The sequence below is a fragment of the Paenibacillus thailandensis genome (assembly GCF_042685365.1).
GTDB lineage: Bacteria > Bacillota > Bacilli > Paenibacillales > Paenibacillaceae > Paenibacillus_AP > Paenibacillus_AP thailandensis.
In genome coordinates this window covers 26,766-47,913 of sequence record NZ_JBHUMY010000038.1, presented here as the reverse complement: position 1 = coordinate 47,913, position 21,148 = coordinate 26,766, and the positions used below count along the sequence as shown (strand labels likewise).

24 protein-coding genes and 1 pseudogene are annotated in these 21,148 nt (G+C 41.6%); 22 read left to right on the top strand and 3 right to left on the bottom strand.

Annotated elements, in window-relative coordinates; translation table 11 throughout:
- The first annotated feature begins 25 nt into the window (after window positions 1–25).
- The 9 genes from ACFSW5_RS22760 (at window position 26) to ACFSW5_RS22720 (ending at window position 9,611) form a co-directional block, all read left to right on the top strand.
- A complete protein-coding gene (locus ACFSW5_RS22760) occupies window positions 26–1,168 on the top strand; it encodes an endo-1,4-beta-xylanase (RefSeq protein ID WP_379278441.1) in 1,143 nt (380 codons plus the stop codon).
- Between the two features lie 298 nt (window positions 1,169–1,466).
- Window positions 1,467–2,195: a hypothetical protein gene (locus ACFSW5_RS22755; protein WP_379278439.1), complete on the top strand. Its 729-nt coding sequence runs from the start codon at window positions 1,467–1,469 to the stop codon at window positions 2,193–2,195.
- A gap of 600 nt (window positions 2,196–2,795) precedes the next feature.
- Window positions 2,796–3,809 (top strand): dTDP-glucose 4,6-dehydratase, encoded by a 1,014-nt coding sequence (gene rfbB, locus ACFSW5_RS22750; protein ID WP_379278437.1) that lies wholly within the window; start codon window positions 2,796–2,798, stop codon window positions 3,807–3,809.
- A gap of 197 nt (window positions 3,810–4,006) precedes the next feature.
- A complete protein-coding gene (locus ACFSW5_RS22745; RefSeq protein ID WP_379278435.1) occupies window positions 4,007–4,870 on the top strand; it encodes an aldolase in 864 nt (287 codons plus the stop codon).
- On the top strand, window positions 4,860–5,159 hold the full coding sequence (locus ACFSW5_RS22740) for a lasso peptide biosynthesis PqqD family chaperone (RefSeq protein ID WP_379278433.1): 300 nt from the start codon (window positions 4,860–4,862) through the stop codon (window positions 5,157–5,159). Before ACFSW5_RS22745 ends, ACFSW5_RS22740 begins: the two co-directional genes overlap by 11 nt.
- On the top strand, window positions 5,156–5,650 hold the full coding sequence (locus tag ACFSW5_RS22735; protein WP_379278431.1) for a lasso peptide biosynthesis B2 protein: 495 nt from the start codon (window positions 5,156–5,158) through the stop codon (window positions 5,648–5,650). The genes ACFSW5_RS22740 and ACFSW5_RS22735 overlap by 4 nt, the downstream gene beginning before the upstream one ends.
- Window positions 5,647–7,446: an ABC transporter ATP-binding protein gene (locus ACFSW5_RS22730; RefSeq protein ID WP_379278429.1), complete on the top strand. Its 1,800-nt coding sequence runs from the start codon at window positions 5,647–5,649 to the stop codon at window positions 7,444–7,446. Before ACFSW5_RS22735 ends, ACFSW5_RS22730 begins: the two co-directional genes overlap by 4 nt.
- Window positions 7,447–7,543: 97 nt before the next feature.
- Window positions 7,544–9,439 carry an asparagine synthase-related protein gene (locus tag ACFSW5_RS22725; protein WP_379278426.1) on the top strand — a complete coding sequence of 632 codons (1,896 nt, stop codon included), beginning with the start codon at window positions 7,544–7,546 and terminating at the stop codon, window positions 9,437–9,439.
- A gap of 34 nt (window positions 9,440–9,473) precedes the next feature.
- Window positions 9,474–9,611 (top strand): paeninodin family lasso peptide, encoded by a 138-nt coding sequence (locus ACFSW5_RS22720; RefSeq protein WP_379278424.1) that lies wholly within the window; start codon window positions 9,474–9,476, stop codon window positions 9,609–9,611.
- Between the two features lie 65 nt (window positions 9,612–9,676).
- Here the strand turns inward: ACFSW5_RS22720 and ACFSW5_RS22715 are convergent, their stop codons facing one another.
- Entirely contained in the window at window positions 9,677–10,786 is a 1,110-nt protein-coding gene (locus tag ACFSW5_RS22715) for a hypothetical protein (RefSeq protein ID WP_379278420.1), read from the bottom strand.
- 520 nt (window positions 10,787–11,306) lie between these two features.
- Here ACFSW5_RS22715 and ACFSW5_RS22710 point away from each other — a divergent pair.
- From ACFSW5_RS22710 to ACFSW5_RS22700, 3 genes and pseudogenes are all read left to right on the top strand, one after another.
- Window positions 11,307–12,440 carry a hypothetical protein gene (locus ACFSW5_RS22710; RefSeq protein WP_379278418.1) on the top strand — a complete coding sequence of 378 codons (1,134 nt, stop codon included), beginning with the start codon at window positions 11,307–11,309 and terminating at the stop codon, window positions 12,438–12,440.
- A 13-nt stretch (window positions 12,441–12,453) separates the two neighbouring features.
- Window positions 12,454–13,293, top strand: a pseudogene (locus ACFSW5_RS22705) (CpaF family protein); the annotation flags it as partial.
- A gap of 98 nt (window positions 13,294–13,391) precedes the next feature.
- Entirely contained in the window at window positions 13,392–13,766 is a 375-nt protein-coding gene (locus ACFSW5_RS22700; RefSeq protein WP_379278416.1) for a hypothetical protein, read from the top strand.
- Between the two features lie 290 nt (window positions 13,767–14,056).
- On the opposite strand, the gene ACFSW5_RS22695 is transcribed toward ACFSW5_RS22700, so the two are convergent.
- Window positions 14,057–14,248 (bottom strand): hypothetical protein, encoded by a 192-nt coding sequence (locus ACFSW5_RS22695; protein ID WP_379278414.1) that lies wholly within the window; start codon window positions 14,246–14,248, stop codon window positions 14,057–14,059.
- A 559-nt stretch (window positions 14,249–14,807) separates the two neighbouring features.
- On the opposite strand from ACFSW5_RS22695, the gene ACFSW5_RS22690 reads away from it, so the two are divergent.
- Genes ACFSW5_RS22690 through ACFSW5_RS22680 form a run of 3 tightly spaced genes read left to right on the top strand, consistent with a single transcriptional unit; the run spans window position 14,808 to window position 15,565 of the window.
- The gene (locus ACFSW5_RS22690) at window positions 14,808–15,062 is read left to right on the top strand and encodes a hypothetical protein (protein WP_379278412.1); all 255 of its coding nucleotides are present in this window, start codon (window positions 14,808–14,810) and stop codon (window positions 15,060–15,062) included.
- A gap of 48 nt (window positions 15,063–15,110) precedes the next feature.
- Window positions 15,111–15,329, top strand: coding sequence for a hypothetical protein (locus tag ACFSW5_RS22685; RefSeq protein ID WP_379278410.1), 219 nt, complete (start codon window positions 15,111–15,113; stop codon window positions 15,327–15,329).
- A 56-nt stretch (window positions 15,330–15,385) separates the two neighbouring features.
- The gene (locus ACFSW5_RS22680) at window positions 15,386–15,565 is read left to right on the top strand and encodes a hypothetical protein (RefSeq protein ID WP_379278407.1); all 180 of its coding nucleotides are present in this window, start codon (window positions 15,386–15,388) and stop codon (window positions 15,563–15,565) included.
- A 68-nt stretch (window positions 15,566–15,633) separates the two neighbouring features.
- On the opposite strand, the gene ACFSW5_RS22675 is transcribed toward ACFSW5_RS22680, so the two are convergent.
- Complete coding sequence (locus ACFSW5_RS22675) at window positions 15,634–15,858, bottom strand: helix-turn-helix domain-containing protein (protein ID WP_379278405.1); 225 nt, start codon at window positions 15,856–15,858, stop codon at window positions 15,634–15,636.
- Window positions 15,859–16,047: 189 nt separating this feature from the next.
- On the opposite strand from ACFSW5_RS22675, the gene ACFSW5_RS22670 reads away from it, so the two are divergent.
- From ACFSW5_RS22670 to ACFSW5_RS22640, 7 genes are all read left to right on the top strand, one after another.
- Window positions 16,048–16,392 carry a hypothetical protein gene (locus ACFSW5_RS22670; protein ID WP_379278403.1) on the top strand — a complete coding sequence of 115 codons (345 nt, stop codon included), beginning with the start codon at window positions 16,048–16,050 and terminating at the stop codon, window positions 16,390–16,392.
- A 104-nt stretch (window positions 16,393–16,496) separates the two neighbouring features.
- Window positions 16,497–16,790, top strand: a complete 294-nt coding sequence (locus tag ACFSW5_RS22665; RefSeq protein ID WP_379278401.1) for a hypothetical protein — start codon at window positions 16,497–16,499, stop codon at window positions 16,788–16,790.
- Window positions 16,791–17,725: 935 nt separating this feature from the next.
- Window positions 17,726–18,214, top strand: a complete 489-nt coding sequence (locus ACFSW5_RS22660) for a hypothetical protein (protein ID WP_379278398.1) — start codon at window positions 17,726–17,728, stop codon at window positions 18,212–18,214.
- A 380-nt stretch (window positions 18,215–18,594) separates the two neighbouring features.
- Window positions 18,595–18,780: a DUF5659 domain-containing protein gene (locus tag ACFSW5_RS22655; RefSeq protein ID WP_379278396.1), complete on the top strand. Its 186-nt coding sequence runs from the start codon at window positions 18,595–18,597 to the stop codon at window positions 18,778–18,780.
- A gap of 327 nt (window positions 18,781–19,107) precedes the next feature.
- A complete protein-coding gene (locus ACFSW5_RS22650) occupies window positions 19,108–20,277 on the top strand; it encodes a hypothetical protein (RefSeq protein ID WP_379278394.1) in 1,170 nt (389 codons plus the stop codon).
- Window positions 20,278–20,347: 70 nt separating this feature from the next.
- Window positions 20,348–20,542: a YgiT-type zinc finger protein gene (locus ACFSW5_RS22645; protein WP_379278392.1), complete on the top strand. Its 195-nt coding sequence runs from the start codon at window positions 20,348–20,350 to the stop codon at window positions 20,540–20,542.
- Window positions 20,543–20,556: 14 nt separating this feature from the next.
- Window positions 20,557–21,069, top strand: a complete 513-nt coding sequence (locus ACFSW5_RS22640) for an HNH endonuclease (protein WP_379278389.1) — start codon at window positions 20,557–20,559, stop codon at window positions 21,067–21,069.
- Window positions 21,070–21,148: the final 79 nt, after the last annotated feature.

Below are 21,148 nucleotides of genomic sequence, written 5' to 3'. Positions count from 1 at the left end.
TAAACAATCGGAAGGTAGTATTCAGATGATGTCAAAGCTGAGGAGATTCAATTTATTCATTTTTGTTACAGTAATAGTTGTAGCCTCCTCTGGGGCTTTATTATTACAGCTAACAAATGGAGATAAGAAATTGAGCGACTTGACTTTGAGAAAATTAGCCGATAAGAATAATATCCTTGTTGGTGCAGCAGTGAATTATAGCAAACTAAGCAGAGATTCTACTTATAGATCTCTTTTAGCAAATGAATACAATGCTTTAACAATTGAAAATGATATAAAGTTTAGTCGTGTTCACCCAATAATAGGGACATATGACTATACTAAGGCGGATGCAATTGTGAATTATGCAATAAATAACGACTTGAAGATAAGAGGCCACACATTAGTTTGGCATACTTCAAACCCGGATTGGCTACAAAATGGTAATTTTACTAAAGATGAGATGATTCAGATTCTCCGAGATCATATTACAAATGTGGTTGGCAGGTATAAAGGAAAAATTTTTGCTTGGGATGTTGTAAACGAGGCTTTTAATGAAGATGGAACATACAGAGACTCAATATGGTTAAAATCTATCGGAAAAGAATATATACCTTTAGCATTTCAATTTGCTCATGAAGCTGATCCAAATGCCTTGTTATTTTATAACGATTATAGCAATGAAGGGATCAATCCAAAATCAAATGCTATATATAATCTTGTAAGAGAACTTAAAGGTAAAGGGACTCCAATACATGGAATTGGTTTTCAGATGCATTTTAGTGTTAATTCAGATATAAACTATAAAAAAATAGAAGAAAATATGCGGCGGTTGAAAAAAGCAGGAATGATTGTTCATTTTACAGAGGTAGATGTAAAGGTCACAGATTTAAATAAATTGCCTATACAATTAACTGAGCAGGCAGTGAAATATGGAGAATTGTTCAATATTTGTTTGAATTCTAATGGTATTTGTAAAGCGTTTATAATCTGGGGACTAACTGATAAATATTCTTCATCTGCAAGTGCAATGCCATTAATTTTTGACAAGTACTATAAACCTAAACAGTCCTACCTGGCAATTAAAAATCAATTGATAAATAAATCATCATCTATAATTAAATATGGACTTACTAAGAATTCGGTATATATGAAAAAGAATGGGATGGATCTAGTAAATGGCTCCTGAATTGTAACATTGGTAATTCTAACACTATTCGGAATCTATGAATAGATATAAAAAATAATCAATTTTTTAAGGAGAATCTTGTCAAAGCGCGAGATCTGGATTGACGTTGCCAAAGGTTTACCGGATGATAATGGTTTGAAAGTATATCCGCTCAGAAAGAAAAAAAGAGGCATGTGAAACCAGTAAATATAGTGAGATAACATACTTTCAGGATTTGAGTGCCCTAGAACAACTGCAATAATCATTTGGTCTTCTTATTACTGTTTTGGAGATCGGTAAAGAAGTCAAAAATGGCCACTTGGATATCAAAATTTTGTTAAGGGACTTAGGTAATCTGCTTTACGGCGGTCAGATGCTCACGGGAGGATATGCAGTATTTTGGTTTGTTACTTGTCTCCTTATAACTCAAGTGGTAATGGCCGGTTTAACCACTCTGATAAAACAAATACCACTTCAAATTGCAGTCATCCTCGTATTATACATATTAGCTCATGTCGAAACGAGCTTCTTTCCGAATGCAAATATTCCTTGGAATGCGGATGTAGCTTTCCTGGCGATGACCTATTACGCTGCCGGATACTATGTAAGACCAATTTTACAAAAACTTTTTCAATATCGAATTGTATTTCTTTGCGCTCTGATGTTACCAGCTATTTTGATTACAGGCGATCTCTTACATCTGTTTCAGTATAAGCTTGATATGAAAGTCCTCGAATATACGAACTGGTTTCTTGATTTATTCATACCGCTCGCAATGACACTTTCTTTCTTAACAATTAGTTACTGGATTGTTCGACTCAAAACGGTTGCCAAGATATTATCGTATATCGGATTAATGTCCCTAACTATTATGTATATGCATTTCCCGATAAACTTAGTCTTTGAAGAATTGACCGGTGAGCAGACAGTCATCCAGTATTTATTGCTTGGAGTCATCATTCCCGTGTTTCTGCATTTAGTTATAAGTCGAATTACACTTGCAAAGATTTTGTTCCTTGGCTCTCTATATAAAGCAAAAGCTGCTTGAAATCCTTTACGAGGCATTTTTGCTCTTATTGAGCAGTTGGTTCCGTAAAGTAACTTTTGATTGAGTTAAACCAATGTCGTTTCAAAAGGCCTGCCCACGAATACTCAGGTTTACTCGCTCCGGAGCCTGCGGTGACGCTGCTGCCGATCTAAACGATCATTGGGCTTTCTTTTCCTAGCCAGGTCTTTACCACTTTATTAGCTCTTATCATATCATTGAGCATTTGTTGTATCACGGTAATGACTGATAGCGGGCGGGTTTCAAAAACCAATAGAATTCTGAACCGTGAAATTAGATGAGGGAACGAAAATAAGAAGAGCAGAAATAACCGATATCAGTTTGGATATAGACAACATGGAAAATCCTCTCCCTCACCTAGATTCTTTTCTCGAAATAGTCTCATCTGATAAAGTCGGGTGGAAAGTTCCGCAACCAAATATACAATGCATTAAATTAGTACTATTTGAGCAGGAAATTTAGTCATATTGACTTAAGGTGAAAATCACTTTCTCTCGAATACTAACTCTATATGGAGTTTGGATTAATCAGGATATTCCGAACTCCTCTTCCAAATATAACAAAGGGGAAATGAGGGAGATTATGATGGACCCCAACTTCGGGATTGCCTCCCCTACTATTCTCGTTACAGGCGGGGCGGGATTTGTGGGCAGCAACTTCTTGAGATATATGCTGCCTAGATATCAGTCGTACCGTTTTATTAATCTCGATAAATTAACATACTCGGGAAACCCCAATAACCTCATGGACATCCGTCCATACAGCAATCATTCTTTTATCCAAGGGGATATTGGCGATCCCGATCTTGTGGATTCCATATTTCGTGAATATGGCATCGATATTATCGTCAATTTTGCGGCGGAGTCGCATGTAGACAGAAGCATTCGGGATCCTCGGATTTTTGTCCAAACAAATGTGAACGGAACGCAGGTCTTGCTTGATTCGGCGGTCAAGCACGGTATTAAGCTGTTTGTTCAAATTTCGACCGACGAAGTATACGGTTCACTGCAGGATGAAGGCGAATTCACGGAACTGTCTCCGCTTGCGCCGAACAATCCTTATTCGGCCAGCAAGGCAAGCGCCGACTTATTAATCCGCTCCTACAGCAATACTTACAGTCTTCCCTTCAATATTGTCCGTTTTGGCAATACTTACGGACCCTCGCAGCATCCAGAGAAACTGATCCCCATGACCATATTACATGCATTGAACGACCAGCCGATTCCCATTCACGGACAAGGATTGACCATTAGGGACTGGGTATTTGTTAAGGACAATAATGCTGCGATCAATACGGTTCTTCATTATGGGAAGAGGGGAGAAATATACAATATCGGATCCGGGGAAGAAAAACGGACCATTGATGTCGTTCACTTCATCCTGGAAATATTGAACAAACCAAAAGACTTGATCCGGTTTGTGGAAGACCGCCCCGGCCAAGATTACCGTTATGCGAACAATCCGGCGAAAATCATGAACGAGCTGGGATGGAAACCGGAGTATTCCTTTGAAGAAGGCTTGTACAAGACGATTGAATGGAACATAAAAAATAAAAATTGGTGGAAGAACGTTAATAAAGTAAAGGAACACATATAAATAGAGAGCTGAATGATTTGAGTTTAAGAGATGGTATTGAATTTGTTGTATACATTTAGTAACATATATGATATTATTGTTACATAATGTATCAATGATCAAATGAGGTGAATACCATCTTCTCTCCTGCATACCGCTATAGGCTATTTGGAATAAATATCGTCAGCCAAATCCCCCTCCCGGAGTCCAATAATGGAATGGAAAACGGAGAAGTTGATGTGTTCATAGAATTGGATTATGAAGGGGCATCTCCGCTACTCAAGCATATGGACAGTTATTCGACTCTTTTCGAGGAGGGAACCTTCCATTTCTATATTCCGGACACGGCGGTTTATAGTATTTCCAACGGGAAAAGGATAACGGTGCATCCCTTCAAGAATGCGGATGAATCGAAGATCCGCCTTTATCTTCTCGGAACTTGCATGGGCGTGCTGCTTGTGCAGCGGGGAATGCTTCCGCTTCATGGAAGCGCAGTTGTTATTCGCGATCGGGCTTATGCGATTGTAGGCGAATCGGGAGCGGGGAAGTCGACTCTTGCGGCTACTTTCGCCCAATCGGGTTACGAGATCGTAACCGACGACGTTATTGCGGTTCGGTTTACAGAAGGTGTTGATTCTGTCCCGCTCGTGTATCCTTCCTATCCTCAGCAAAAGCTATGGAATGAAAGTTTGGAGTATTTAGGCTTAGCTGCATCGGGTTACGAATCCATCTACGATCGGGTTGATAAGTACGCCGTACCTCTCTCGACGGGTTTCTATCGGAAGCCGTTGCCTTTAGGCGGAGTATTCGAACTGATCAAATCGGAAGAGGGAACCGCGACTGCGATAAAGCCCTTCACGCAGATGGAGAGCTTGCATAAGCTTCGGATGCATACGTACCGAAACTATCTTTTATACTCGATGAAGCTTCATCAATGGCATTTTCAAACGGCAGCTGCTCTTGCATCCCGATTGCCGGTTTACCAGCTTTCAAGACCGCCGCAAGGTTTTTCGGGATACGAGCTTGTTGATTGCATGCTTCGTGTTATTCATTCAAAGGAGGCTGTTCCTCATGAGCAATGAGGTGTTTTCCGATCTGAACGCCGTAGTCGTCCAATCCGAAGGATATCTCGTCAGCGATATGAACGGCGAGAAGGTGATGCTTAGCATCGAAAACGGCAAATACTATAATTTGGGCCAAATCGGCGGCAGAATTTGGGAGCTTATAAATACTCCGGTCACTATTCGTGATGTGGTGAAGCAACTGCTGGAAGAATACGAGATCGATCAGGAAACATGCACCCGGCAAGTATTCGCGTTTCTTCACCAATTAGCGGGTGAAGGGCTTGTTCAAGCAAGCAAGACAGCATGAAATGGCTTCGTAAATTTCAAAGATTTTACCGTTACCCGGCCGAACTGAAGTGGATGTTTTTAGAAGCGTATTGTTTATTGGGCTGGGCCAGAATATTGAAGCTGCTTCCGTTTGCCAAGGTTGCCCCGATGCTAGGCGATAAAATGCTTGAAACTTCTCATCAAAGCGACCCTGAACAGGATCAACTGGTACGGAAAGTTTCCAAAGCCATTCACGCCATGAGCAAGCTTACGCCTTGGGAGAGCCAATGCCTGGTGAGGGCGATTGCCGCAATGAGGATGTTGGAGAAAAGAGGGGTATCTTCCACGTTATATCTCGGCAGCGGAAGAGATGAGAACGGCAAAATGATCGCGCATGCTTGGCTTCGCAGCGGTAACTTTTTGGTTACCGGAAATGAAGGTTTGGAGCGGTTTGTTGTTGTTGGGATTTTCGGAAACCAAGCGAGCAGGCGGGCTGCGAACCGTACACCGGAGCGGGGTTTGGAAGGATGAAGGATTTATTTTATTTTATCGGCAAGATGCAACGGAACTCGGGGATCGCTTTATATTTGAATATGCTTCTTGCCTTCTCGATCAGTTTCCTGGACGGCATCAGCATATACATGATTGTTCCTTTATTAAGCGTTATTGGCGTATTGGATATGAGTATGGGAGAAATTCCTTTGCTCTCTTCGGCTTTTGACTACTTGGAATCTCTTAATCTAGCCTTGAACCTGCCTACCGTACTTGGCATTTATATTCTGATTGTAGGCGGGCAAGCTTTTCTTCAACGAAGCCAAAATGTAAACAATTCAAAGATTTTGCAATCCTTCATTCACATGCTTCGCAATGATATTTATAACGGTTTGATTGTAGCCAAGTGGGAGTTTTTTCTGCGTAAAAGGAAATCGGATTTCAATCATGTTCTGGTAAATGAGCTTGGAAGAGTCGGTGTCGGGTCATCCATGTTTCTCCAGATGATAACCTCCTTTATATTCACGGCAATACAGATCGGCTTGGCTTTCTGGTTATCGCCTTTATTGACAGCCGTGGTCCTTGTTTCCGGCGGCATTATCGCTTTTTTTTCGCGGAGGTTTGTGAAAAAGGCCAAACATTTGGGGGATCAAACTTCCGAGCTTTCGCAGCATTATTTTGCGGGAATTACCGATCATTTTAACGGGATCAAAGATATTAAAAGCAACCGGATGGAACATACCCACATTCAGTGGTTTTCTTCCATTAGCAAAGATTTGGAAGCGAACGTCGTAAGGTTTGTACGGTTAAACTCGTTATCCCAGTTTATTTATCGTTTATCATCCGTCATCTTGATAGCCGGATTCGTGTACTTGGCATTGGAAGTGTTCCGAACGCCGGCTGAGCAATTGATTCTTGTTGTTCTTATCTTTACGAAGCTGTGGCCCAGGTTTATTTCGATTCAAACCAATATGGAGCAGCTGGTGTCGAATTTGCCCGCTTTCCGTATCCTTCGAAGTCTGTTGGATGAATGCAGGGAAGAAGCGGAGCCGGAAGTGCGAATCGGCAGACCGGAACAACCTTTAACCCATATGAGGCAAGGTATAGAATGCTTGAACGTCCAATACCGGTACGACCGAAACCAGCCTATTTATGCGCTGAGAAACGTGAATGTCACGATTCCAGCCAACAGCATGACCGCGATTGTAGGAAAATCGGGCGCAGGCAAAAGCACGCTGGTTGATATGCTTATGGGTTTAATTCATCCCGAAAAAGGCCAGGTATTGGTGGACGGAGTATCCCTCATGGATGACAAGCGATTGATATCGTTCCGCAACACGATTGGTTATGTGGCCCAAGATCCTTTCTTGTTTAACGAGAGTATACGGTACAATTTGAAACTCGTAGATCCGAATGCGGACGACGAGGCGTTATGGAAAGCGCTGCGGTTTTCGGCATCCGAAGAATTCGTCAGAAGGCTCCCGCATGGCCTTGATACGGTTATTGGCGACAGAGGGGTCCGTTTGTCCGGGGGAGAAAGACAACGAATTGTGTTGGCAAGGGCAATATTGAAGCAGCCGTCTATTCTTGTGCTCGATGAAGCGACGAGCGCATTGGACAGCGAAAACGAGCTGCTTATTCAACAGGCGCTGGAGCGGCTTAAAGGCAGCATGACGATTATCGTTATTGCTCACCGATTATCGACGATTCGGAATGCGGATCAGGTTATCGTGATGGACCATGGCGAGGTTATTCAGCAAGGCGGTTATCAGCAGCTTTCGCAGGATGCAAAAGGAACGTTTAGAACGCTGCTCAATTATCAGACGGCAAAATAATAATTAATTGTTGAAAAAAGTAAAACGTATGCTATAATTGATACGAAATGTATCATTGGTAGGTGAAACGATGAGCGTTATTGGCGGAATTGCAGCTATGGAATCGATTGAATCGATAGGCACGGAATTGGCCGAATTCAGCAATGAGCTTTGCCGTTATCCCGGCGACGGTTTCTCGATATGGCAGCAGGAAGCTGCGGCGATGATGTGCCAGAATCAATGGATTACCCCGGAATCCGTCAATGAACGTCTTCCTTTGCATGATCCGAATGCGGGACTGGTTATTGCAGCCGATGCCATTCTCGATAATCGAAAGGAATTGTTCCGTCACTTAGGCTTATATCTCCAGCAGAATGAGATAAGCGATGCGGAATTAATCCTTCGGGCTTATGAAAAATGGGGAGTCGAGGCAGCGAAACATTTAATCGGGGATTTTGCCTTTGTCATATGGGACGACCGCAATAAGCTGCTCTATGGGGCAAGAGATTTGCTGGGAAGCCGTACCTTATACTATTGCTGCGATCGGCGAGGCTTTATATTCAGCAGCGTTATTCATCCGATATTTGCATTGTCTTCGGTTCATAGATCGATAAACGAAGAACGATTGTCGGAGTTTCTGGCCATTCCTTCAGTGCTTGACGCCGTCGATATTCGGTCGACGCTTTATAAAGACATCTATCAATTGCCGCCAGCCCATTCCTTTACATATTCGAACGGTAATCTCAATATCCAAAGATATGGGAGTTTAGTTCCCGAGGGCTCCATAACGTATCGGAATGATGACGATTACGTCGAAGCTTTTCAGGAATTATTTCGGGAAAGCATTCGAAGCCGGTGCCGCACGTTTAAGAAGGTAGGAGTTACATTAAGCGGAGGATTGGACTCCGGATCGGTCGCGGGCTTTGCGGCAAACATGCTGGAGAAGGAAGGGAAAACCCTTAACGCGTACAGCCACGTGCCGGCACACGGATTTGAGGATTGGACGCCGGATACCGCGTTTGCGGATGAAAGACCGTATATTCAGTCGGTTGTCGATTATGTTCAAAACATAACTCCCAATTACTTGGAGCTTCCCGGCATCAATCCATATACCGAAATCGAAGATTTGTTGGGCATGCTCGAAACCCCTTATAAAAATTTTGAAAACTCCTATTGGATCAAGAGCATTTATCAACAAGCGGCAGCTGACGATGTCGGCATACTGCTTACGGGAGCAAGAGGGAATTTTTCAATATCGTGGGGATCCGCAATCGAATTGTACGCCGTTTATTTGAAACGGCTAAAATGGGTGCATTTATTTAAGGAAGTGTCCAAATTCGGCGAAGCGCGCAGAGTAGGCCGGAAGCGGGTCGTTCAGGCTATTCGGAAGCAAGCTTTTCCGGAACGGATGAAAACGCCGTTTGTGCCGCATGTCGACAGTCTTATTTCGCCGGATTTTGCGGCAAAAACAGCTGTGTTCGAGAAGCTTGCGGCCCACGATGTCGGTCTCCGTCCATCAACAGCGACTGTATTGACGGAGAGACAGGACTATTTCAGCAACTTGGCGATTTTTAACCTGCAGGGCACGCTTGCCGCTAAAAACTCTTACCGGTTCAAAGTATGGGAAAGAGATCCGACGAGCGATCCGCGTCTCGTTCGCTTCTGTCTCTCCATTCCATTCGACCAATACGTTCGGAACGGTTACGGCCGTTCCCTTATACGAAGAGCGACGGAGCATATTTTGCCGGATAAGGTTCGTTTAAATCAGAGCAGCAGAGGAATACAAGGGATCGATTGGGCTTACCGGGTCGCGTCCGTATGGCCGGATATCATTAAGGAAGTACGGGAATTATGCAGAGACGAACGGTTCCGCAGTTATGTGAATGCAGATCAGGTGCAACGCGCCGTGGAGAAGACGGGATTCGCTTTAACCTCTGAACAGGCATCGGATCCGAATAGCATCTTCATTATGCGAAGCTTGATAGCCGGGCGGTTTATTCGGGGATTAGGCTGAGTGAAACCGGTTTGCTTGAAAGGAGGTGAATACAATGAAAAAACAATGGCAAACGCCTGAGCTGGAAGTTTTGCAAGTGAGCGAAACGATGGCTGGAAAAGGTTTGACAGTTGTCGACTACACTTACGTTAACGGCGTGTTGGTTGACATCGACATCAAAGATCCGTCCTAATGATCATTAGTACTTATTGGTTGGGAGCCGGAGGGGAACTGCTGAAGCAGATCCCCTCGGTTTTTTTATTTCTTTCGATAAGCGGATTGCTCGACCTTCAGAATCGTTCCGGTAGCCGAATCCGGTTCGCTCGACGTACACCAGGTCGAATTGCCTTTTGTCGTACACTGCATATCCCCGTCACCTCCCAGTCCGAAATAAAAATCCCCTTTCACTTCCTCAAAGGACCTTGCGAAAGTGTCTTGTTTGAACCGAAAATTCTCCGACCAACGAACGCCGTCTTTGGAGTAGTAAACCCAATTCATATATTGTCCGTTGTCCAGCTTCGCTGCTGCGAGAACATATGCGGTTTGACCGCGAATCAATATGTCATAAGGAACGGCATTTTTATTCGGAAGTGAAACGGTTTTCGTATCTTTAATACTGGAGGCAAGCACAAGCGATTGCGGTTTCGTCTGGTGGTCATTATCGACCTCGCCGAAAATATATAGAAGCTTGCCGTTCCACTCGGCAGGACGGTACATTTTAAGATAACCCGCAGGGTCGCTTGTTTTGGCCCCCGGTAACCATGCAGCCGTGTCGACTTTCGTGCTTGTGACTTCAAGCCGTTCGTTGACAGTGAGAAGGGAAGTCTGGCGCGTGTTCTTATTGTCTAAATAAAACATTCCCGCTGCATAGAGCTTATTCTGTAATGTAAAAAACGTATAAGCACGGGCACCCTCGGAAGTATATCCGATGCTTTTCCACGACTTTCCTCCATCATCCGACCTCAATACTTCGGCCCCGTCCGAACTAATGGCAGCGAACAGTTTCCCTTGGTAATACGCCATATCGTAAACGTGGATCGCGTTTGGGATATTGCGGTACTTTTTCCATCCGTCTTTTTCGAGCTTATAGAAATTTCCGAAATCCCAGTTTTCTCCGCTGGCATCATGTCCGGGGATATAGATCGAGCCGTTTAATACTTTATAAAGATCGATTTGTTCTTCGTCGGCAGCTTGCTTCATGATTTTTTTGCTTTGTTTCGCATTGTTATAAGTCGTGACTTTTGGCTTGACGAATTTGCGAGTGTCCAGATCGTAATAAACGATCGGGATCGGTCCGGCATTGGGCGCCGGTTCGCTATTGCTGCTATTGCCGTGTCCGATATAGATTTTATTGTCAAATAACTGCATGTCCCATACGTTTCTGGCATAGGCGGGTTTGTCGGAGAACGGGTTTCCTACATACTCGACTTTTGCGGTTACGTCTTTAGATACGGAAGCTGTCGAAGCAGAAGTGTCCGGGCGATTGCCGGAGGAGACCGTTGACGGTTTTATAACCGAATTATCCGGGGTTGGAACGTATGGAGCGAGAGGCTGATCCTGTTGCTGCGAGCAAGCGGTTAGCGTTAGCAGGGCCAGGCAAGACAAACCAATGAAAATACGATTTCTAATCACGATTTCCCTCCTTACCGATGCCTATCCGTCTTGAGGACAGGTTATATTTATTATTTCGATATTGCCGGAGAGCTCCCTTTTTTTCCAAATCATTAAATAACAACCGATTCCGCCCTTGACTCTTATGTCCAGTCTATGGTAAATTGGTCTCACATATAACGCGAACGGAAGCACCGTTAAGGAATGGCAGCGCCAGCTGCCCCTTAACGGTGCTTTTTTCTTTGCGTTGTGCGAGTGAAGGAGGTGACTGGGAGATTTGCGGGTTCAAATAGCGGTTGTCGTGAAAGAAGAGGAGTATGCGAGGAGACTGGCAGACTACGTCAGAACGAGCTCGTTCGGCGAGCAGTGGCAGCTTGCCGCGTTTACGCAAACCGATGCGTTCGTTCGCCATCTGCAAGGAGGTTATCCCGTTGATCTCGTGGCGATTCAGCCTTCGATGCTGGAGGAGATAAAGGAGATGCTTCCCGGCGGAGTGCCCGTCGTCCTTCTGGTCGGCGTGCTGGGTGCAACGCGTACCGGTTATGGAGAGCTTCTGCAGTATCAGCCGGTTCCGGAGCTGTTGAACGGCTTTGCTGCTGCGATAGCGTCTTACGGGGCAGGGGCCGCGAGTACCGACGGAAAATCGTTCGTGGCCGTCATCGCTTCACCCGTCGGAAGGGCGGGCAAAACGACGCTTGCGCTCCATTTGGCGCAGGCGGCCGCCGCGCGCAACCGAAGGCCGTTCTACTTGAATCTCGAGTTATGGAACGGTTCCGACGTCCAACTCGGAACGTTTCCGGCCGGCGTGGACGATACCGGAGAGGGTTTGTCCGAGCTGCTGTATTGCGTGCAGTCGAGGCCGGGCAAAGGCGCGGAATGGCTGGCAAAGCACGCGCTCCGGCATCCGTATTGGAAAGCCGGCTACGTCCGTCCCTGCTCGAATCCGGAAGACCGATTGTCTCTTGCGGCATCCGATGCCGCCGCGGTCATCGAGGAGGTTAAGAAGGCGGGATACGATTATATCGTCGTCGAGGCGAGCGGCGGCATGGACGAGCTGCAGCTGGGGCTCATGGAGCTGAGCGACCGCATTGCATGGCTTGTGACCGACGATCCCGTCGCCCGGCACAAGAGCGGGCTTGCGCTCCGGTACGCGGAGAAGCGCTGGCCCGAACGTTACGAAGCGGCGAAGCGCCGGCTGGATGTCGTGGCGGGCGGCTGCGCGGGACAACAGCATGATTGCCAGGCGAAACCGGCTCAAGCGGCTTTTATGCTGCCGGACGTGCCGAAATGGCGTCATGCGATTGCTTCGGCGGCGACGGACAGCCCGATGTATCGGGCAGCTGTAGACAGGCTGTATATGGCTTGGTCGAAGGAAGGTGCGCTGCTTGAACGGAGCGGAATGGTCGGATGAGACGGTTCATCGGCTGCGGGAGCGGATCCGGCAGCAGATCGATTTCACCGGAACGCTGGATGACGACAGTCTGATGCAGCTCGTGGAGCGGACGGTGTTCGACTGGTCCTCCTCCAGCCCGATGACCGCCGTGGAGAAAGGGAAGCTGGTCCGGAGGCTGTATCATTCGTTTCGAGGATTGGACATTTTGCAGCCGTTAATGGACGACCCTTCGGTGACGGAAATCATGATTAACCATCATGAGGAGATTTTTATCGAGCGGGAAGGAAAGATGTTAAGGCTGCCCGTTGCCTTTGAAAGCAGGGAGCGGCTGGAGGATCTGATCCAAACGATCGTCTCCGGCGTTAACCGCGCCGTCAACGAGTCGTCGCCTATTGTGGACGCGCGGCTGCGTGACGGATCCCGCGTTCATGTCGTACTGCCTCCTATTGCGCTTCGAGGGCCGGCAATGACGATCCGGAAGTTCCCGGATAAACCGTTCACGATGGAACAGCTCGTTGCGATCGGATCGATCAGCCCGGAAGCGGCAGGCTTGCTGAAGAAGCTGATCGCCGCGCAATATAACGTTTTTATAAGCGGGGGAACGGGGACGGGGAAGACGACTTTCCTTAACGCGCTTTCCCAATATATATCGCCGGATGAACGGATCGTGACGATCGAGGATTCGGCGGAGCTTCAAATTCGAACCGTACCGAATCTCGTTTCGCTGGAGACCAGGAACGCCAATACGGAGGGCAAAGGGGAAATTACGATTCGCGATTTGATTCGCGCTTCGCTTCGGATGCGGCCAAGCCGCATTATCGTGGGCGAGGTTCGGGGCGGCGAAACGATCGATATGCTGCAGGCGATGAATATAAAAAGACAATCAACGAATTACAGGGTTCACTTACAAATTTTATGATATAATTACATTAAGATATGAGAAGAGAATTGATTATAGAGGTGTTCTTTATGATTAAAGATTATCTATTTAACGAACAGGTTAGGGCTATAGATGTTATATTTTTGTCTTTGCTTACATCGTTTGTTCTGTGGATAGTAACTTCAATTTTCAAAAAAGTTCAAAGTATATTTTCTTCAATTCTCAAGAAAGTTCAGAATCATATTATATTTCTATATAAAATTATTGTGAAGAAAAAAATGAATGTAAGTAAATACATTGAGATAGAAAAAAGATTGGAAGCAGGGGGGAAATTAAAGTGGTATGAAAAGAAAGCCTATTTTAAAGCACATGAAGAAATTAGTAAAGGTATAGTTGAATTCAAAAAAACACTTTCTAATATTAAAATAAAAATGCCTAAACTTAGAGAAAATCAAGAAGATTAGTTAATAAGGAACGTGGTTTTTTCTAAGGAAGTAAGGGAAAAGTGTTCACAACGGAAAACAATTTAGAAAAAAGGAGGGGCTTTTTGCCTCTCCTTTAATTTATACCGAACACTTTTGTAATAACATTTACTAAAAACATTAAAATGTCTTTTACGATATCTGCGACAATAACACTTTCCCTTGACGGATCAGCAAACATGGATTCAATAAGAAACGACAGTACTATTAAGGCAATAATGATCGATATAAATCTCTTGTCTAAAGACACCATTTAAAATTTCTTCCTCCCTCTAATTATCAACATAGAAAATAGAAGCTTCGCGATTGAAAGATTCACCATCAATAATTACATACGCATCAGTAAATAGATCAATCTGACCGCAGCCAATTTTGTTTTCGGATATATAATAGACATGCTTTTCACAGAATATCGCATAGAAGAAATCTGCGTTGTTCTTAAGATCATATCTGGTTGGATTCACATGATCGCCTCCTGATGACATTATTCGTCATTTAAGAGGGAAATCCTTCCTTTTAAACTCAATAATGAAATTTACGTCTTTTGGTATAAGGGTACTTATTAAATTGCTTATATGGCTTATGGCTATACATCATATTTTGTTTATTGTATCTCTTGTAGTTCCTATAATAGTTTCGTTCTGCTCTTGTAGGATATACAATGTACTGCTCTTTTTTCCGTCTTCTCTTCTTTGGAGTCCCACCCAATAGACTGGCTACTGTACCAATGACAATAATAATTCCGAGGCATACCAAAATGATTGGCTGTACGTATGACGAATCAATCCCAGTCATGGCTTCAAACATATCACTTTCAATTCCCTCAAAGATATTCATAATTTCCCCCTTTCCATCTGATTACCCATATTATACCACTGTAATAGTTCCCTTGTCATATATTACCGCTACATTTGTCGAATCCTCAATGATACAATATGAGCGAAATTAAATGGTAAAAGTTGTATAAAAAGTACGATGCAATTTTTATTTTTTATTTTTAAACTACATCGAGGAGATGACAACGTGAAGGAAGAACATGAAGTCGTGATAAGAGGGCAGAAATATATTCAATTTATTAATGATGATGGGAGAGTTAGTCTCAAGCGTTTTAATCAAGAGTACAAGATGTGGGTAGAATTAACATTCACCGAGGATGAGGAAGAGGATAAGGAAGCTAGGGAAGGATTTCTTCAATTATTGATCGGAGAGTATTTCAAATCTCAAGATTTAAATTTGTCGAATGATGAGATATGCAAGATGTCGAAGAAGATCTTATAACTAGCGTATACAGTTTATATTTTAAAACTACAACGAGGGGATGACAGAATGAGCGTACCTACACCTTATAGGGAGCAGCCAGAAGAAGAAGATCAAATTGTTGAAATACTGCCTTCAGGTGCGAAAGTGATTATAATTGGGACTCCTAGCGTTGAAAATTGTAAAGAATTTTGGAAAATTTTATTAAAAGCTAAAAGAGAATCTGAGGGAAAGGGGAGTGCTTGTTCAAAACTCATTTCTAGTGACTCTAAGCAAAAGTTCAGATAGCTTATAATAACATTTTTTACTTTTTATTTTTTAAAACACAACGAGGAGATGGCAAGATGAAGGCGTTATTTGAAGGAGAGCTTTGCGATTATACTGAACATGAAGATGGCTCCAAGACAATTTTTATTGCTAAGAACAAGGACGGATTTAAAATTACATTGCATGTTTCTGGAGATCCAGAAGAACATAAAAAAGGGATTCAAGCAGTTAAGGACTTTTTTGTAAATTCACATTAGTAATAGTAAAGCGTGGTCTGTAGCCAAAAGAGAGGGAAATCCCCCTCTCTTTTTATATGTCACCACACTTAATGCTGTTCCTCGTTAGGTTTATTTTCTGGGATATGTTCAATAACTTCAGTTAATTTACAATCAAGTTTATTACAGATATCATCAATTATCTTCATTGCTATATATTCATCTTTCCACATCTTAGATGCTGTTGAAGGAGCAATATCAACGAGTTTTATAAATTCACCTTTAGAGAGTCCTCTATTTATAAGCAAGTGTTGAAGTGGCTTAAATGTAATCATTCCTATTCTCTCCTTTATTCCTTCTTCTTAAAAATATACAGAAATTCAAACAAATTTTCAACTACTGACAATAGTGTTCGAGAAGTCGAATAAATATTTGAAAACATGTTGACAATGTTTTGGTAATCGAATATTATAATATCAAGAAGTCAAATAAAATTATGAGAAGTCAAAAAGGAGAGGTTACATATGACAACAGCAATTAAGGCTCAACGTTTTACAGTGAAGGGTATCATCACAATCCCATTCAAGCAGCAAATTGATGGTTCTGATATTCTTCGTCTTGAAGCAGACCTAATTGTTGGCAACAAGTCGCATTTCCTCATCGCTGATCAAGATATCATCGTATCGAATGGAACACTTCAATTGCCGCTAGAGTTCACAGCTAGAGCAGAAACATCTGATAAGGCACTTATTCATGCTTACTCGATTCTGAGTGGATTGGAAAAGGTAAACGGTAAGATGGATATCAAGGGTAAGAAAAAACGGTTTACATCTACTGGAGCAAAAGTGGAATGGAGAATTGCTGAATAACTCGACAGAGCGAGGATAAATAGGCATTAGGCTCTGAGCGTTCGCTTCTCATTAATTGAGAGGCGAGGTTGCAACACCAACTTACATCAAGGGAGAGACAGAAAGTGAATACGACTAACTATGAATTCACAGATGAAGAGGCCGACTACATGATTGAGGCTCTACAGGTAACGACACCAATAAGGAATCCATTCGATCAATTGTTCAATAGCTATATCACAACACAAGAGGAAATAAATTGGCTTATTAATTGGCTCAGTGATAAGGAATTGATTATTGGGAAGATCACATTACCAAGCAAAGTTGTTGTGATTCACGATGAGACAAAAATCCATGTCGTGAACGTAGAAGAAGGCAGGAAAATGCTATACAGCTTTGTTGATGATATCTTAGGCTAATCGGCATAGGGGATATGTGACAGTATCCCCTTTATATCAAGATAGATGGGAACGGTGAATGGCATGATTATTGAATTCATACTTTATACATTCTTTAGTCTATTTGAATACATGGGACTACTGTTGATCATATTCTCGTACTACACATGTTACCCAGAGTACCACAAAAAGGAGATAGCGTATCTTACCATCAGCTTCACATTGCTATCATACATTCTGGTCATCACAAACCTATATAACTATATTCCCATCCCACTGTTCGTTGCGATCATCCTACCGTTCGTATTTCGTAAGTTGTTTCGGGACAAATATGCATATTGTTTGGTCATCACAATTTCCGGCTTGGTTATATATGCGTTATTCCAGTTCCTAGTGGTTGAATTAGCGGTACAATTGGATGCCTTAACATATCAGGAAGCATCACAACCATTCACAGCCAAATCATACGCTTTCACAGCTTTATGCGGATTCATCACCACTAGTACGGCCTTATATACCAAGTATACGGCTGGTGGATTCGGTTTCTCATTTAGGAAGGCTAATAACTTACAGTTCCTTTCCATAGCGATATTCTTATTCGTTGTCTGTTCATCAGCTTACATCACATTTATGAACAGCAACTCAGTCTTACTATTTAGAGGACTAATCATATGCGTCATTATATCGGTTATAGCGATAATTTATATGTCTCACAAGCAAGACAAAAGGGAGTATACCCTATGAGGGAGGTGATTATTATATGAAGAAGATTTCCGCAACTGTTGCACTTGTTGTTATTGCTTTAGTATCTGCTATTATCCCTGCTAAACTGTGGCTATTTCTCGATGAAACAAAGTAATTCCTACATAACAAATGGGGGCGTGTCTTATAGATACGCTCCGTCATTCTGAACTCTCGTTAAAATGGCGAGTTTTACACAACAGGGAGGGATATTGATGATATTATCAGCAATCAGGAGCTTGCTTCAAGAACTATCGACCAAACAGGTGATTGAACTCGAAGAGGAACTATCGGCCAAGATTAAGGCTGATCCCAATTATTTAGTATTTCCAACAGGAGTGAATAAACTTCAAACGAAAATTGAGGCATATCGCATATTTTACATCAATGGATTTGGGGAAATCATGCTGGTAACTGGGGAAATGATTAAGATAAAGTATCATCCAGTGAGCGAGATACTTGAACAACTTGAGTTTCCACCTAATTTTAAACTGTTAGATAAAGAACTATACGTGAATATAGATCATATTAAAACTTATAACGAATATAAACGATACGTTTATACAGCCAACCATCTAAGTGTACGAATCAACGTAACCTCTATGAAGCAAATCGTTCGCAAGCTTCCTCATGTTACACGGATCGACAATGAAGATTACGAATATAGCCCAACTGCACCGCGCAAAAAGAGGCTGCTAACATAAAGTCAGCAGCCCTAAATAAGTATGTGTCGAATGGTGCATATAAATTCTATCATAAACTTATTTATTAATTCAAGAAAAGTTGGAACAAAATACAATCGGATAGATAAATATAGAAATCAAAAATAACCTTGACATATATTTGTCAAAGCTGGTAATTTAGAATCAGATGGGGTCTCAGTTCCTCTATCTAATTTTCATATTTTATTTTAAAGGTGGTGATCGTTATACATCTAATTCTTCTCAAAACACTGTAGTTCATTTTCGGTTGGGAAGGAGAGAAGTTACTTTTATTATAAGAATCTGCTTATTTAAAGTCAACAGTTTTTTGTGGTCGATAAAAGTACTATTTTAACGAGACTTGTTTAAAACAAAAAATAATAATGGAGGTACGCAAACTGAATAAGACAATTACAATACATAGCCCTCGAATGGCTGGATGGCTTATGTTTAACGGAATCATGTTTCTACAATGCAACCAGAACTTAATTGATACAAATAAAAAGGTCTTCGTATTCCATAATAGCGACAAAGTTAAGTCTCTGATGAATGTCATGAGCAAAAAATAATCCACTACATATTTATAGTAGATGTTTTTGTTTCAAATAATGTACTACTAATTCATAGTACATTAAAAATAATCTCCTATGGATTCATAGTAGTTGTTCAGGGATTAACTACAAAAGTGTAGCTGTGGTGCCAAGACAATATCTTTATAAGTATTTAAATAATTTATATTACTATAATGTGGCGACGAGAAAAATTGACGCTTCGCTTAGGAAAAGATCAAGGTCAAAAGACAAGAGCAGCTTAGAACATGAATGAATATTTTGTTGATTATTAATATTCTATATTTAAATTCAAAATATAAAAATGAAAGAGGAAGATTCAATAAGATGATGATTAGAATTCCGCACTATGCATTTACGCTTGAAGGTGATAAGAAATTATCACCAGATGAGGCAATTACATTTTCTTTTCTGTTTAAGTATCACAATGTAGATGATGAGTTTATAACTTCAATTGATTTATTGAGTAAGGTTTTAAAATTTAAAAAGGGAAATGACAGCGAAAATAAGTCACACGTTAGAGATATTTTAGTCTCTCTTCAATGTAAAGGTTATATCAATTGTGATATTGATGAATTTACGGAATATACGAAGATTGTCATTGGGAAGATTATAAATCTAGATAAAGGGTATAGCGGAATAGATAACTCTGTATTAGACAACTTATTACGTGAAGACTTAAATAAAGCGAAATTAAAATTTTATATTTATGCTGATATCAATCGGTTTTCTGATGGAAGCAAATTGAGTTTCGAAGTAATCTCATCGAAATGTGAATACTTCAACAGTATTAAGCATTATGCAACGAGAACAATTCAGGACATTATCAATGAAATGGATGGGAAGTTGATATATCGTTTCAGTGGTCAACGCATTGATGGAAGTCCAGAACAAGAAGTGAATACTTATTTCTCGGATAAGAATATGTCCGAAGAAAAGAAAAGAATACATATCCAGCACGTTAATGAGAAGAAAGTTAAGCAATCCAGGATCAGAAAAGATACGGAAATCATTCAGAACAAATATTATGGTGATGATATTACTGTTAAAGATTTGAAGATAGCGTTGAAGGAATCAAATTGGGGAAAAAGAGATTCGTTTGGGATTTACGAAGAGATTACTTATCATGATTATTTCGTTTTCAGATTAGCTAAAGATGAGAATGTTGCTATTACCTTTGTTAAAAAAGTCGAGTTAATTATTGAAAGGTTAAATGACAATCCAGACTGTGAATATGACTTTGATGAATGGGAAAAGGAATACAAAACTGATATACGACTTACTGAAGAGGAATCGGTGAATGAAAATAGTAGCAACAAACAGGAGGGAGAAGAAATAAATTGGCATAATGCCGATGATGATGAACCTGTATATACAGCTCCAGAACCTGACTACAGTGACATATACGATGTCTTTGAAGAAGAAGATGAATATATGAAATTATATATGAAGACTCAACAGAAAAAGAGAGAGAAGGAAATGGGGGTTGCATTTTAACTTATTTAGATGAACTCTTTGCATAAAGGTATACGAAGTTGGATTGATATCAATCAAAGGAGCGATACATATGGATACTTGTGTTCAATGCCTATCCAGCAATCTAATCAATATAATCGATACCTTAAAGACAAATATAAATGGCAAGCAGCTCATAATCGAAAATATACCGGCAACGAAATGTGATGAATGTGATGAGATTTATTATGATCATGAGGCAAGCAGGTTTATAGACGAACAGATCGCAAAGTTCAAACATTCATAAAGCAGGAGGATATCATGTCATCACCAGCACAGGCAGCAAATCAAGCAGTTAGGAGACTGCTTCGCCAATTAGGAAAAGAATATGATCTAAAGAGAGGCATGAAGCCATTTAGTGATAATAAGGATATCTATGTAATTAGGAGATATTTCAAAGACAAGTGTTGTTATTGCAGAAAAAATATCATGGATGTTCAATGGGATAAAGATCATCTTATTCCAATGAATAAAGAACAAGGTGGCCTTCATGCATGGGGTAACATAGTTCCATCATGTAAGGAGTGTAATGCTACAAAGCAGGGATCAGATTGGATTGCATACATACAATCACTCTATCTTGACTCGAACCAGGAACAGTCAAGGGTCAGGAGAATCAAGGCTTTCGTTAGAAGATATAAGTATGATTTAGATGAGAATATGAGTAGCGACATATCAAAATTGGCAACCAACTTGTATATCTCGATCACAAAGTATGTCTCCGATGAAATCTCGATTAAACTCTTGGAAGGAAAGAATATATTGAGCAAGTAAAACTGAAGATTAGAGTTGATTGCTTAGTGTGCTAAAAGTGTGGATATTATCGAGAGCTCTTAAAATGATGAAATCCTAA